The following is a 12,213-nucleotide window of genomic DNA, read 5'->3' as shown; positions in this document are numbered from 1 at the left end:
CAGTGTGTCACAAGCGCCTCAGCAGCGCCGGTGAAGGGGGTTCTAAGCATTACAAACATACACCGCAAGCAGAAAATTCCCGAAACTCTCGAAAATCTTCAAAACAATTATTTACTGAAATAAAACAAATGCTTACAAATAGAACCGCGCCCAAATACGGCGACCAACCGCCAAGATGCGTACGGAAAATTGTGTTTCGCACAGGCTTGCTGGCAGACTCAGGCCGAGTCGGGCGGAATCGCACCTCGGAATCGGCTCATCAGGGTCGAGATCGGTAGGCGCAAAGCAAGCAAAGCCAAAATCACGGACAAATAGATCAAGGGTTCGATCTGAAATCCTTTGGCCTGCATTACATAATGCACGCCCCCCAGAACTGCTGCCGGATAGACCAAACGCTGAAGCGCGCGCCAGCCCGGGCCAAGCTGCCGTACTGAAAAGTTGTTCGACGTCACGGCCAGTGGCAGCGTCAGAACAAATGCCGCCATACCCACAGTTATATAGGGGCGCTTCAGGATGTCCGCCCAGATCTGCCCGGGGGCCTGCACATCCAATACCAGCCAAACCAAAAGATGCAGACTGATATATATAAATGTCAAAACGCCCAGCGCCCGCCTGAACTTGATCAGGTTCACGCCGACAAACCTGCGCAGGGGCGATATAGCCAGAACAACAATCAAAAACTGCAATGCCAGTTTGCCGTACTTATGCTCAAGAGCCTCAATCGGGTCGGCACCCAAACCTCCGGTCAGCCCTTGATAGAACAGCCAGGGTGCCGGCAGGACCCCCAGCAAATAGACGGCCCAATCAGGGATCCGACGGAATATCTGGTTCAGCGCGCTCATACTCTCAATAATGCTTGGACAGATCCATGCCTTCGTAAAGCCCGGCGACCTCGTCCTCGTAGCCATTGAACATGAGCGTCGGGATGCGCTTGGCAAACAGCCCACCGCCGATTTGACGCTCCGAGGCCTGCGACCAGCGCGGGTGATCCACATTGGGGTTCACGTTACTATAGAAACCATATTCGCGCGGACCGGCCATGTTCCAGCTTGTCGGTGGCTCAACATCTGACACCGTAATGCGAACGATCGACTTGATGGATTTGAACCCGTATTTCCACGGAACCACCAGACGCAATGGTGCGCCGTTCTGGTTCGGGATCGGCCGGCCATAAATACCAGTGGCCATCAGGGTCAGCGGGTGCATTGCTTCGTCCAGCCGCAGACCTTCACGGTACGGCCAGTCCAGAACCGGATACTGAACACCCGGCATTTCATCTGGACGATAAGCGGTTTCAAAGGCCACGTATTTGGCGCCTTCCTGAACACCGGCCATGTTCAGCAGGTCGGCCAGTTCAAACCCGTTCCAAGGGATCACCATCGACCATGCCTCGACACAGCGAAACCGGTATATCCGTTCTTCGACGGTCATTTCGGACAGGATGTCCTTGAAATTGTAATCGCCGGGCTTGTCCACCAGACCGTCAATTTTGATGCTCCACGGCTCAGTAACAAGAGTATAGGCGTATTTTGCAGGATCTTCTTTCCGCGTACCAAACTCGTAATAATTGTTATAACCGGTGATCTCTTCCCAGGTGTTCGGCTCCAGCGCCTCTTGCGCGGTTGCCCCCTGCGCCAGCCCTGCCAATCCGACACCCGCCATCCCGACCATCATCTGGCGCCGGTTCAGAAACGCCGCCCGGGGGGTGACGTCGGCATGTGTCAATGTGTTGGTCCAGCGATGCGCCATCTAAGTCTCCGTCTTCATACATCCTCTGAGGTGAGGTAGTCTGCTGATAGCATAGAGCCAAGGAAACAGGCCTCACGATTGAGCGACCAGTTTGTAACGTATCAAGGGGGTGAGGCTGTTGTCGCGGCACCACCTGTGGTCACCACCTTTACAACGCAGGCCTCAAAAATGCAGGCTGGGCCGCAGGTATTACCAACAAGGGAAAAGATGGACGACCCATCCAACGATTGAAATCCACCAGTGGGAGAAGAAGAATGTGTGACATCTGCGTTATGAATGCCGTCAAAGATCGAATGCTGTCGCGGCGGAGTTTCTTCAAAGCTGCGGCCGCCACGAGCGTTGCGGCTGCGACCACCGGAGCGATTGCACCAGCAGCGCTGGCAGCAGGTCATGGCGGGGTCGAGGACATGACCCATACGCTCAGCCCCGACTTTCCAACTTGGGGAGGCGAACCCGGCATTTCGGCCGAACAGGCGTTCAACTTCGCGGATCACGGCTTTAACCTTTTCAATCTGTCGATCAACGAACATACCGGCACGCATATAGATGCGCCCCTGCATTTCTCCGCAGATGGCATGTCTGTTGATGAGATCCCGGTGACCGATCTGGTCGCGCCGCTTTGTGTCGTCAATATCGCCGCCCGCGCGGCCGAAGACGCCGACACCCGCGTTACCCCGGACGATCTGAAGGCGTGGATTGCGGCCAACGGAGACATCCCCGACGGCGCTTGCGTGGCGATGCATTCCGGTTGGTCCGGCAAGACCGCCACGGACGGGTTCCGCAATTTCGACGGTGAGGCGCAGCACTATCCCGGGTTTCACGTCGAAGCGGCGCAGATGTTAATGGAAGACACCGGCGCGCGGTCGATTGCGGTGGATACCCTGTCGCTGGATCACGGCATGTCTGCTGATTTCGCCACCCACTATGCCTGGCTGCCCTCGGGTCGGTTTGGCATCGAATGCCTTGCGGGCCTGGATCGGGTTCCGGCCGCGGGGGCCACGCTGGTCATCGGCGCACCGAAACATGCTGGCGGCACCGGAGGTCCGGCACGGATATTCGCGTTGGTCTAAAGCCACGATGCACTAGTGATGCAGCATACCTTCAAAGCACGGACCGATGCCCAAACCCATTGCCGAAATCACGCATCGTTACGATACAGCCGCGCCCCGGTGGCGGGACAAGATGCGCGCGCTTGGGTACTATGATGGCTACCTAGAATTCCTGACCTCGGGATTGCCTGTCGCTGACGACGTGACACATGTGGTCGATATTGGGGCTGGCACTGCGTCCTTCGCCGAGGCCTGGGTAGCGGTCCACGGAAAACCGGCCAGGATAACCTTACTTGAACCCAGCACGGGGATGATCAGGCAAGGTCAAAAGGCTCTGCGGGCGCGGGGGGTCGAACCAGAACTAGCCCAAGGGGTGCTAGGCAATGTCAATCTAGACCCCGTGAGCGTAGCTCTTGCGGCCCATGTGATTGAACATTGCGCAGATCCGTCCCAAGCCTTGCAAGACATTCACAGACTGCTGCGCCCGGGGGGTCGCCTGTTTTTGGTGGTATCAAAGCCACATTGGTGTAACGCCATCATCTGGTTGCAATGGCGACATAGAACGTTTCAGCGCGTGGAGATCTTAGAGCTGCTAGATGAAGCAGGTTTTGATTGCGAAACGGTCTATTCTTTCCCATCTGGCCCACCCTCTCGGACAAGCCGGGGGTTAGTCGCAAAAAAACGCGGGTAAATTCAAGAATGGACCCACCAGTCAAGCGGGTCCATTCAACAATCAGTTTAGGTTCAATGCACCACGGCATCATCCGGTCGTGGTCGCTCAGACGTGCCCAGCCGATCGCCTATGATCAGGCCCTCGGCCCCGGCGGTGACCGGAATAGACTCGCCATCCTTGATCTCACCCGCCAGCAGCGCCTCGGCCAGCGGGTTCTGCAAGGCGCGTTGGATCACGCGTTTCAGTGGGCGAGCACCGAAGACCGGGTCATAGCCCTCGTTGGCCAGCCATTCCTTAGCCCCGTCGTCCAGAACCAGCTCGATCTTCCGCGCGGCCAGGCGTTTTTGCAGGCGTGCCATTTGGATATCGACAATGCCATCCATATCATCCCGTTTCAGGCGGTCGAAGATGATCGTTTCGTCCAGACGGTTCAGGAATTCGGGCCGGAAATGCGCCCGGACCGCATCCATCACATCCCGCCGCGCTTGTGCACTGTCGGCACCGTCGGGCAACTGGCTGAGCGCCTGAGAGCCGAGGTTCGAGGTCAGGATGATCAGCGTTTGCTTGAAGTCCACGGTACGGCCCTGACCATCGGTCAGCACACCATCATCCAGTACCTGCAACAGCACGTTGAACACATCCGGATGCGCCTTTTCGACCTCGTCAAACAGCACAACCTGATAGGGCCTGCGCCGCACGGCTTCGGTCAGCACACCGCCTTCGTCATAGCCGACATAGCCCGGAGGGGCGCCGATCAGACGGGCAACCGCGTGTTTCTCCATGAACTCGGACATGTCGATGCGCACCATCGCGTTGTCGTCGTCGAACAGGAAGTTTGCCACTGCCTTGGTCAGCTCGGTTTTCCCCACGCCGGTTGGTCCGAGGAACAGGAACGAACCCAACGGACGGCCTTCGTCGTTCAAACCTGCACGAGCACGGCGCACAGCGTTGGACACGGCGGTCACCGCTGCATCCTGACCGATCACGCGTGAATGCAGATCGTCTTCCATCCGCAGCAGCTTTTCGCGCTCACCTTCCAGCATTTTCGAGGTCGGGATTCCCGTCCAGCGTTCGACAACGCTTGCGATCTGTTCGGGGCGCACCGTTTCTTCGGCCATCATCTGGCTGCTTTCGGCGTTTTCGGCTTCGGTCAGCTTCTTCTCAAGCTCGGGGATGACGCCATAGGACAGCTCACCCGCCTTGGCGAGGTTGCCTTCGCGCTTGGCGATTTCCAGATCGGCCCGTGCCTTGTCGAGCTGTTCCTTCAGATCGCGCGCACCAGCCAGCTTGTCACGTTCGGCTTGCCACTGGGCAGTCATCTCGGCAGATTGCTCCTGCAGATCGGCCAGATCCTTTTGCAAGGTTTCCAGACGATCCTTCGATGCCGCATCATCTTCGAGCTTCAGCGCCTGTTCCTCGATCTGCATCTGCAGAATCTGGCGATCCAGCTGATCGAGTTCTTCGGGCTTGCTGTCCACTTCCATCCGCAAGCGAGCCGACGCTTCATCGACAAGGTCGATAGCTTTATCGGGCAGGAAGCGATCAGTGATGTAGCGATGCGACAGGGTCGCTGCCGACACCAAAGCCGAGTCCGAGATACGCACACCATGGTGCAACTCGTACTTTTCCTTGATACCGCGCAGGATGCTGATCGTGTCCTCGACAGTCGGTTCCTGAACCACAACCGGCTGGAACCGGCGCGCCAAAGCCGCGTCTTTTTCCACGTATTTACGATACTCATCCAGCGTAGTGGCACCGATACAATGCAGCTCACCCCGGGCAAGCGCAGGCTTGATCAGGTTGGCAGCATCCATCGCGCCGTCGGATTTGCCCGCACCCACCAGCGTGTGCATCTCATCAATGAACAAGATGATTTCACCGGCGGCTTCGGTCACTTCGGTCAAAACCGCCTTGAGGCGTTCTTCGAACTCACCACGGTATTTCGCACCTGCGATCAGCGCACCCATGTCGAGCGCGAGCAGCTTTTTATCCTTTAGCGATTCCGGCACATCCCCATTGATGATGCGCAGGGCCATACCTTCGGCAATCGCGGTTTTACCCACGCCGGGCTCGCCGATTAGAACGGGGTTGTTCTTGGTGCGGCGCGACAGAACCTGCATCGAGCGGCGGATTTCCTCATCCCGCCCGATAATCGGGTCGATCTTGCCCTCAGCCGCCGCTTCGGTCAGGTCACGCGCGTATTTCTTGAGCGCATCATAGCCCTCTTCCGCCGATGCGGTGTCAGCAGTGCGGCCCTTGCGGATGTCATTGATGGCTTCGTTCAGTTTCTGCGCCGTCACCGCGCCATCTTCCAAAGCATCCTTGGCTTTGGATTTCACCATGCAAAGCGCCATCAGAATACGTTCAACCGGCACGAAACTATCGCCTGCCTTGGTGGCGATCTTTTCAGCTTCATCCAGAACTTTGGCGGTCTGACCATCCAGATAAACCTGGCCCGCATCGCCACTGACCTTGGGAATTTTGGCCATGGACGCATCCAGTGCGTTAACGACACGGCTGGGCGCTCCGCCTGCGCGGGTGATCAGATTGCTGGCCAGCCCCTGATCATCGTCCATCAAGGCTTTGAGTATATGTTCAGGGGTCAACCTCTGGTGCCCCTCGCGCATCGCAATCGTTTGCGCTGCCTGCACGAAACCTCGTGCCCGCTCGGTGAACTTGTTCAAGTCCATATTTTGCTCCTTCTCTAAGCGCCCGGTTTTGACGCGCCCGCCTGGCAGCGCGCGTCGGTCTGGGCCTCACATTCAATCTGGGAAATATCTTGCGCGGTTCAAGGGGTCTGCCAACAGAATCCAACCTACCGACGCGGCACAGAATAAACTGTATACCCCCCAGTTTTCGCCACAGAACGCGCACCGTACATATCGACAAGCGATTGCGCCGCATCGCTGCCTGTCGGGCAGGAAACCAGATCGGCGGCGTCATCCAGAAAATCCACGGTAAAGGCGGATTCCCCTGTAACCTGACAGTCATCATCCATCGAACGATAACCACCAATCAGCCGGAGGTTGTCGTTTGTCGGAGACCTCAGGACTGTATCAGCAGCCTCTTTTTCCAGCGCCATGTCCTGACACCCGGCCAGCATCAGCCCCGCGCAGATTGCGATAGTGGGTTTCGTAAACTGTCTCATTCCGAATTCCGTCCCAGTTGCACAACGCGATAATAGCACAGTTGGAAACCTCTGCCGTGATCTGAATCACGCAAGGCGCGCATGGACAGAAGCGCACGAAACCGTTAGGACGCAGACGTTTGCCAAAAAGGAGCCCCCAATGTCCGATGACCGCCTGATTGTAGCCCTTGATGTCCCCAACGCCCTGGACGGTCTGGCCTTGGCCGAGAGGTTGGGGGACAGTGTCTCATTCTACAAGATCGGTCTGGGAATGCTGACAGGGGGCGGGCTAGCCCTGGCGAACGAGTTAAAGCAGGATCAGGGCAAGCGCATCTTTCTGGACATGAAACTGTTCGACATCGGTAATACGGTGGAAAATGCGGTGCGCGGTCTGGCACAGTTCGATTTGGATTTCCTGACCGTACATGGTGACCCGCACGTGGTGCGGGCCGCCAAAGAGGGTGCGTCTGGCAAAGACCTCAAGATACTGGCCGTGACCATCCTGACCTCGTTGAACCGGGATGATCTGGATGCCAGCCTGCTGAAGTCGGGCGATGTCCGGGACCTGGTTGTCGAACGCGCAGCCAAAGCGTTGGAGGCGGGTGCCGATGGCGTCATCGCCAGCCCGCAAGAGGCCGCGCTGATCCGTGCCCTGCCCCAAGCCGAAAACCGCTTGATCGTGACACCCGGCGTTCGGCCCGCCGGTGCCGCTCTGGGAGATCAGAAACGGGTCGCAACCCCGGCAAATGCCATCGGTGATGGTGCCGATCACATCGTCGTCGGGCGCCCAATCTATCAGGCGCAAGACCCTAAAGCCGCCGCAGAGGCGGTGCTTGCAGAGTTAAATTCCTTATCCCGACACTAGGGCAATCCGGCTAAATCAGGCTAAATTTTCGCAAGAACAACCCGCAAACAGTTGACCTTAGGTCACTTTTCACCTGATCCGCGCCAAATCGTCCCTGTGCCCCAAAACACACATGCAAAACACGAGTTTCCACTGTGTGAACTGGGTTCTATCGAAAAATTCGATTTTGAGAGAATCTAAGTAGGTGATACTCCCCGCGGACCATCTCTTCCTGAGGTCCGTCACCTCCCCCCGCCACTTTGCGGGGGGCCTTCTTTTGGCAGATCTGGTTCCTACCCTCACTGTGCGGGTTTTGCCCGTGGCATGCGAATGATATAGTCACCGAACCTTACGGACCGCATGGAAGACGGGAAAAGAAAATGCCCGGCCTCTGCCGAGATTGCCTGACAGAACTGACCAAGGAACGCCGCTGCCCGGTCTGCGGCAGCCCGCGCGTCAAAACGCATCCTGAATTGTTTGACCTGTCCATCGCACATATGGATTGCGATGCCTTCTACGCCTCTGTCGAAAAACGGGACAATCCGGAGCTGGCCGACAAACCCGTCATTATCGGGGGCGGCAAGCGCGGTGTTGTTTCTACGGCTTGTTATGTAGCCCGGATTCGCGGCGTCCGTTCGGCAATGCCGATGTTCAAAGCGTTGCAACTATGCCCCGACGCTGTCGTGATCAAACCGCGCATGTCGGTCTATGCCGAGGCTTCGCGCCAAATCAGGTCGATGATGGACGAGCTGACGCCGATTGTTGAACCGCTGTCCCTGGACGAAGCGTTCATGGACCTATCCGGCACGCAACGTCTGCACGGCGCTCCACCCGCCGTCATGCTTGCACGATTGGTCAAGCGGATGAAGGCCGAGTTGGGGCTGACCGGGTCAATCGGGCTGTCACATAACAAGTTTCTGGCCAAGGTCGCATCCGATCTGGACAAGCCGCGCGGATTTTCGGTGATCGGCAAGGAAGAGACATCCGCGTTTCTGAACGACAAGCCAGTGCGCCTGATCTGGGGCATAGGCCCTGCGGCGCAGGAATCGCTGGACCGCGCAGGCATACGCTTGTTCTCGGACCTACTGCGCTGGGACCAAGAGGATCTGACCGCGCGGTTTGGCTCCATGGGCTACCGGCTGTGGCATCTGGCCCGCGGTCAGGACAAGCGCCGGGTTTCGGCACATGAACCGATGAAGTCCATCAGCAACGAAACGACCTTTTTTGAGGATACGGCCAATGCCGACATTCTCGATGGGCACCTTTGGCGGATGGCGGAAAAAGTCTCGGATCGGGCCAAGGCCAAGGGGCTGGCCGGGCGGGTTGTGACGCTCAAACTGAAAAGAGCCAATCACAAACTCATTACGCGACGCGTTTCTCTTCGCGATGCCACACAGATTGCCGATCGGATCTATCGCACAGCACGGGCGCTGTTCGATCAGGTTGGTGATCAGGGCCCCTATCGGCTGTTGGGGTGTGGCCTGTCGGATCTGTGCCCCGAGGATCAGGCGGATATTTCAGGGGATCTGCTGGATCCGGATGCCTCGCGCAGGTCGCAGGCCGAACGCGCCACGGATGAGATTCGCCGCCGTTTTGGGACGGATGCCATCGTCAAAGGACGTGCCCTGCGCTGAGGTTATTCGGCTGCGAGCTGCAGCGGCTCAGGTCCGATCCGCGCAATATCCATGATGATTTCGCCCAGGGTCTCTTTGAAGGCAGCGAAATTGTCATTCGGCTCGATCCTGCTTTCATCCATATACAGGGATCTGTCGATCTCGATCTGTACAGCATGCTGGTGGCGGCTGGGGCGTCCATAGGTCTGGGTCACATAGGCCCCGGCAAACGGCGTATTTCGGGCCACACTCAGACCCGCCGAGACGAAAGCGGCCTCTATCTGTTCGACGACCTCTGGCGCTGCAGAGGCACCGAACCGATCCCCCAGCACGATCTCGGGACGTCTGGAATTGACTGTTGACGCAAGGGCCACGGCTTCGTGCGGCATCGAATGACAGTCGATCAGAATCGCCTGCCCGAATTCCTGATGCGACTCTGCCAACAACGATTTGATCCGGGCATGATAGGGACGCCAACAGGTATCGATTCGCAGACGCGCCTCATCCATGGTCAGCTTACCGCGATAGATTTCTCGACCATTGGCGACCACACGCGGAATCACCCCCAGCCCGGACGCTACCCGCGGGTTATGGCCTTGGCGGCGCGCGCCCTGAATAAGGGCTGGATCCAGCTCTTCTGCGCTGCGGTTCAGATCGACATAGGCGCGTGGCATCATCGCCGAAATCAGTGGCGCACCATGGTCCGCCGCTGATGAAAACAACTGATCCACAAAAGCATCCTCGGAAGAACGAATCACATCTTGGCTGAGAATCGATCGCTTCATCAGCCCATTTGGATAGTTTCGACCGCTATGCGGAGAGGAAAAAACCACACAGGACGTGCGCTTGGCAGGCATATCCAGTAGGTAAGCAGCGTTTTGCATGGCGACTCCTTGTTCGCACCAAACATAGACCGGAAAATAGTTCTACCAAACCCCTTGAACCCTTTTGCGACTCCTTTTATAGACCCCGCTACCGGCGCGGGGTTCCGCGCCCCATTTCGTTATGGGGTTGGCCACGCGACGGTTTCATGGGCGGTTAGCTCAGCGGTAGAGCACTTCGTTGACATCGAAGGGGTCACAAGTTCGATCCTTGTACCGCCCACCATGAACTCACTGCTTCGGATTTCCGGGGCACCCGCAAACCCAGGCGCTGGCCACGTCCTTGATGAAGGCGCCGCAGATTGGAGACAGACCCATGAAGGTCAAGAACTCGCTCCGCTCGCTCAAGAACCGGCACCGTGATTGCCGGGTTGTGCGTCGCAAAGGCCGCGTCTACGTGATCAACAAGACGCAGCGTCGGTTCAAAGCTCGTCAGGGCTAAGAACTGCACATACTGAATTCAAAGAACCGCGCCTTCGGGTGCGGTTTTTTTGTCCGGCATTTCAACCAGATGTAATGCGGACGGAACTGCAGGAATTCGCTCAGAAAGTTCGGTTCTAAGATTCAACGTTGTGATAGGGCGATCTCGTGCTACGCTTTCCGTGATTTTATGACGGGAGGTCGGATTGGCCAACGATGATCTGGACAAGATATTCGGAACAACTCTGACCGACATGGTAGCCGATATAGGCCGCAGTGTGGCCCAGGCGGCCGAACAGCTTAGCATTGATCAGCTGAAAGCGCTGAAGAACTACCCCCAGGAACTGCGCGATCTTGGCATCCCGCCGGTCTTTTATCACATGCAGGATGTCGATGTGGAACTGAAGGTCGTCATGGAGATGAGCAGTTCCACCGAAGAAGGCCAACGCAGCAGGATTGGCACCTTTATTTTTGGCCCGAAGCTGACTCAGACAGACACGCTCGATTCCAAAAGCGCGTCCACGATGCGAATGCGTTTCGCGCCCGGTCCCGTAGATGAGAGCAGATCTTTGGATGGCAATGATGGCAACTAAGAAAGTCAAAGCCCCCAAAAGAGCGCCCATAGATGTCCGCGTCACCGAGATGCCCGAGGCATTCACCACTCTGCTTCAGTCACTTGAAAACCGCATGACGGCAATGGAGGCGCGCGAAGTCGCGCTGCTCGAGACGATCAACGACCTCCAAGAACGGATCGACGATCTGGAAGAAGGCAGCGGCGGCATGTTGATGGGCGCGGGTAACCCGGTGATGAACCCGATGGCCGAGGGCCGCGCGGCAATGGGAGCGGACGATCCTGACACACAGGTCGTCAACGCGCAGGAATTCTCGCAAGCCCTGGGTGAACAGATCCTCGCCGGGTCTGATGGGAGCAGTGATTTCACCATCGACAACGTCAAAGTCGAAGCGGTTGTTGGGTTGGGTCAGGACGGCACCAAAGCCCAAATCGCGACGAATGCCCGAAAACAGGCGATCAGCCAGAACGCTTCCAAGGTCACTTTTTCCGTCAGGAGGCGGACCGCCACGCAAATTATTGAGAAAGACTGAATTAACAGAGGAGATTGGAAATGAGTATCGGGCAGGAACTGCTAAACGTCCCGTTTGCGGAAATGGTTCAAAAGCTTGCGCTTTCCGTTGCCGAGTCGCAGACCGAGTTGGATCGACATTCTACAGATGTCGCCAAATATATGGCCGATCAGAAGATCCAGCTTCCGGACCTGTCCAATCCCAATGGCCCCCCCAAAGAATTCAGTTTGGTTTCCATGGGCTTTCTACCCGCATTCTACGCGGTGCAAGAAGCCGAAATTGAGGTCAAAATGGCGATCTCAATGACTAAGCAAACCGAAAAAGCGGGCAGCGCTTCGGTCAAAGGTGGTTGGGGCCCTGTCGCAGCGCAGGTCAATGCCAGCTATTCCTCGCGCTATGCTTACAGCCAAGAAGGCGCAAGCAGGCTGACCATCAAACTGGCCCCGGCCGATCCGCCGGTCCTGCTGCAGAAATACATGGAAGCTGTCACACAGGTCATGCTGAAAAAAGAACCGGTGTTGACCGACGACCCGGACCCTGAGCCGGCCCCCGCACCTGTCCCGGACCCGTCTCCACCTGAACCTGAAAAAAGACAGAGAAAGCGCTAAGCAGCGTCTCTCGATCTTTCAGTTTTTAAATCAACACGACTAGGCCAGCCATGACGGCGTAGCCAGGATGGGCTTTGCCGACCCTAAGGCCCCGCTGTGCTGCACCACTTGGTCGGAGCCAGCGACATGTTGGCGGTGATTTGACCAACTAATTTTGTCGGAATTT

At 57.2% G+C, this 12,213-nt stretch carries 13 protein-coding genes and 1 tRNA gene; 9 read left to right on the top strand and 5 right to left on the bottom strand.

The features are described from left to right. Positions 1-218 precede the first annotated feature (218 nt). Together msrQ and msrP are read right to left on the bottom strand one after the other, a co-directional pair. Positions 219-842 (bottom strand): protein-methionine-sulfoxide reductase heme-binding subunit MsrQ, encoded by a 624-nt coding sequence (gene msrQ / locus AC2FJV_RS17505; RefSeq protein WP_142639507.1) that lies wholly within the window; start codon positions 840-842, stop codon positions 219-221. Between the two features lie 4 nt (positions 843-846). After that, positions 847-1,749 carry a protein-methionine-sulfoxide reductase catalytic subunit MsrP gene (gene msrP, locus AC2FJV_RS17500; RefSeq protein WP_496689812.1) on the bottom strand — a complete coding sequence of 301 codons (903 nt, stop codon included), beginning with the start codon at positions 1,747-1,749 and terminating at the stop codon, positions 847-849. 254 nt (positions 1,750-2,003) lie between these two features. Here msrP and AC2FJV_RS17495 point away from each other — a divergent pair, with 254 nt between their 5' ends. Then, positions 2,004-2,819, top strand: coding sequence for a cyclase family protein (locus AC2FJV_RS17495; RefSeq protein ID WP_271951861.1), 816 nt, complete (start codon positions 2,004-2,006; stop codon positions 2,817-2,819). A gap of 46 nt (positions 2,820-2,865) precedes the next feature. Next, the gene (locus AC2FJV_RS17490; RefSeq protein WP_496714180.1) at positions 2,866-3,489 is read left to right on the top strand and encodes a class I SAM-dependent methyltransferase; all 624 of its coding nucleotides are present in this window, start codon (positions 2,866-2,868) and stop codon (positions 3,487-3,489) included. Positions 3,490-3,542: 53 nt separating this feature from the next. Here the strand turns inward: AC2FJV_RS17490 and clpB are convergent, their stop codons facing one another. Together clpB and AC2FJV_RS17480 are read right to left on the bottom strand one after the other, a co-directional pair. Continuing rightward, positions 3,543-6,161 carry an ATP-dependent chaperone ClpB gene (clpB, locus tag AC2FJV_RS17485; protein WP_281973699.1) on the bottom strand — a complete coding sequence of 873 codons (2,619 nt, stop codon included), beginning with the start codon at positions 6,159-6,161 and terminating at the stop codon, positions 3,543-3,545. Between the two features lie 125 nt (positions 6,162-6,286). Beyond that, the gene (locus AC2FJV_RS17480) at positions 6,287-6,619 is read right to left on the bottom strand and encodes a hypothetical protein (protein WP_142639515.1); all 333 of its coding nucleotides are present in this window, start codon (positions 6,617-6,619) and stop codon (positions 6,287-6,289) included. A gap of 139 nt (positions 6,620-6,758) precedes the next feature. Between AC2FJV_RS17480 and pyrF the strand changes: the two genes are divergently transcribed. Beyond that, positions 6,759-7,463 carry an orotidine-5'-phosphate decarboxylase gene (pyrF, locus tag AC2FJV_RS17475; RefSeq protein WP_142639517.1) on the top strand — a complete coding sequence of 235 codons (705 nt, stop codon included), beginning with the start codon at positions 6,759-6,761 and terminating at the stop codon, positions 7,461-7,463. Positions 7,464-7,822: 359 nt separating this feature from the next. After that, on the top strand, positions 7,823-9,076 hold the full coding sequence (locus tag AC2FJV_RS17470; protein WP_496694126.1) for a DNA polymerase IV: 1,254 nt from the start codon (positions 7,823-7,825) through the stop codon (positions 9,074-9,076). 2 nt (positions 9,077-9,078) lie between these two features. Here the strand turns inward: AC2FJV_RS17470 and AC2FJV_RS17465 are convergent, their stop codons facing one another. Next, on the bottom strand, positions 9,079-9,939 hold the full coding sequence (locus AC2FJV_RS17465) for an N-formylglutamate amidohydrolase (RefSeq protein ID WP_142639521.1): 861 nt from the start codon (positions 9,937-9,939) through the stop codon (positions 9,079-9,081). 148 nt (positions 9,940-10,087) lie between these two features. Here AC2FJV_RS17465 and AC2FJV_RS17460 point away from each other — a divergent pair. The 5 genes from AC2FJV_RS17460 to AC2FJV_RS17440 all read left to right on the top strand — a co-directional run bounded on the left by AC2FJV_RS17460 (position 10,088) and on the right by AC2FJV_RS17440 (position 12,047). Next, positions 10,088-10,162 (top strand) — tRNA-Val (locus AC2FJV_RS17460). A gap of 90 nt (positions 10,163-10,252) precedes the next feature. Next, the gene (ykgO, locus tag AC2FJV_RS17455) at positions 10,253-10,378 is read left to right on the top strand and encodes a type B 50S ribosomal protein L36 (RefSeq protein WP_008562923.1); all 126 of its coding nucleotides are present in this window, start codon (positions 10,253-10,255) and stop codon (positions 10,376-10,378) included. 184 nt (positions 10,379-10,562) lie between these two features. After that, the gene (locus AC2FJV_RS17450) at positions 10,563-10,949 is read left to right on the top strand and encodes a hypothetical protein (RefSeq protein ID WP_271951870.1); all 387 of its coding nucleotides are present in this window, start codon (positions 10,563-10,565) and stop codon (positions 10,947-10,949) included. Continuing rightward, positions 10,939-11,460: a hypothetical protein gene (locus AC2FJV_RS17445; RefSeq protein WP_142639525.1), complete on the top strand. Its 522-nt coding sequence runs from the start codon at positions 10,939-10,941 to the stop codon at positions 11,458-11,460. The genes AC2FJV_RS17450 and AC2FJV_RS17445 overlap by 11 nt, the downstream gene beginning before the upstream one ends. Before the next feature lie 20 nt (positions 11,461-11,480). Then, positions 11,481-12,047 (top strand): hypothetical protein, encoded by a 567-nt coding sequence (locus AC2FJV_RS17440; RefSeq protein ID WP_271951874.1) that lies wholly within the window; start codon positions 11,481-11,483, stop codon positions 12,045-12,047. Positions 12,048-12,213 lie beyond the last annotated feature (166 nt).

This window comes from Ruegeria sp. CDSA241 (assembly GCF_059611265.1).
This window is presented reverse-complemented; position numbering and strand designations above follow the sequence as displayed.

Coding starts and splice junctions, on each gene's coding strand:
- msrQ (WP_142639507.1), bottom strand. CDS start 842: ATGAGCGCGCTGAACCAGATATTCCGTCGGATCCCTGATTGGGCCGTC.
- msrP (WP_496689812.1), bottom strand. CDS start 1,749: ATGGCGCATCGCTGGACCAACACATTGACACATGCCGACGTCACCCCC.
- AC2FJV_RS17495 (WP_271951861.1), top strand. CDS start 2,004: ATGTGTGACATCTGCGTTATGAATGCCGTCAAAGATCGAATGCTGTCG.
- AC2FJV_RS17490 (WP_496714180.1), top strand. CDS start 2,866: ATGCCCAAACCCATTGCCGAAATCACGCATCGTTACGATACAGCCGCG.
- clpB (WP_281973699.1), bottom strand. CDS start 6,161: ATGGACTTGAACAAGTTCACCGAGCGGGCACGAGGTTTCGTGCAGGCA.
- AC2FJV_RS17480 (WP_142639515.1), bottom strand. CDS start 6,619: ATGAGACAGTTTACGAAACCCACTATCGCAATCTGCGCGGGGCTGATG.
- pyrF (WP_142639517.1), top strand. CDS start 6,759: ATGTCCGATGACCGCCTGATTGTAGCCCTTGATGTCCCCAACGCCCTG.
- AC2FJV_RS17470 (WP_496694126.1), top strand. CDS start 7,823: ATGCCCGGCCTCTGCCGAGATTGCCTGACAGAACTGACCAAGGAACGC.
- AC2FJV_RS17465 (WP_142639521.1), bottom strand. CDS start 9,939: ATGCAAAACGCTGCTTACCTACTGGATATGCCTGCCAAGCGCACGTCC.
- ykgO (WP_008562923.1), top strand. CDS start 10,253: ATGAAGGTCAAGAACTCGCTCCGCTCGCTCAAGAACCGGCACCGTGAT.
- AC2FJV_RS17445 (WP_142639525.1), top strand. CDS start 10,939: ATGGCAACTAAGAAAGTCAAAGCCCCCAAAAGAGCGCCCATAGATGTC.
- AC2FJV_RS17440 (WP_271951874.1), top strand. CDS start 11,481: ATGAGTATCGGGCAGGAACTGCTAAACGTCCCGTTTGCGGAAATGGTT.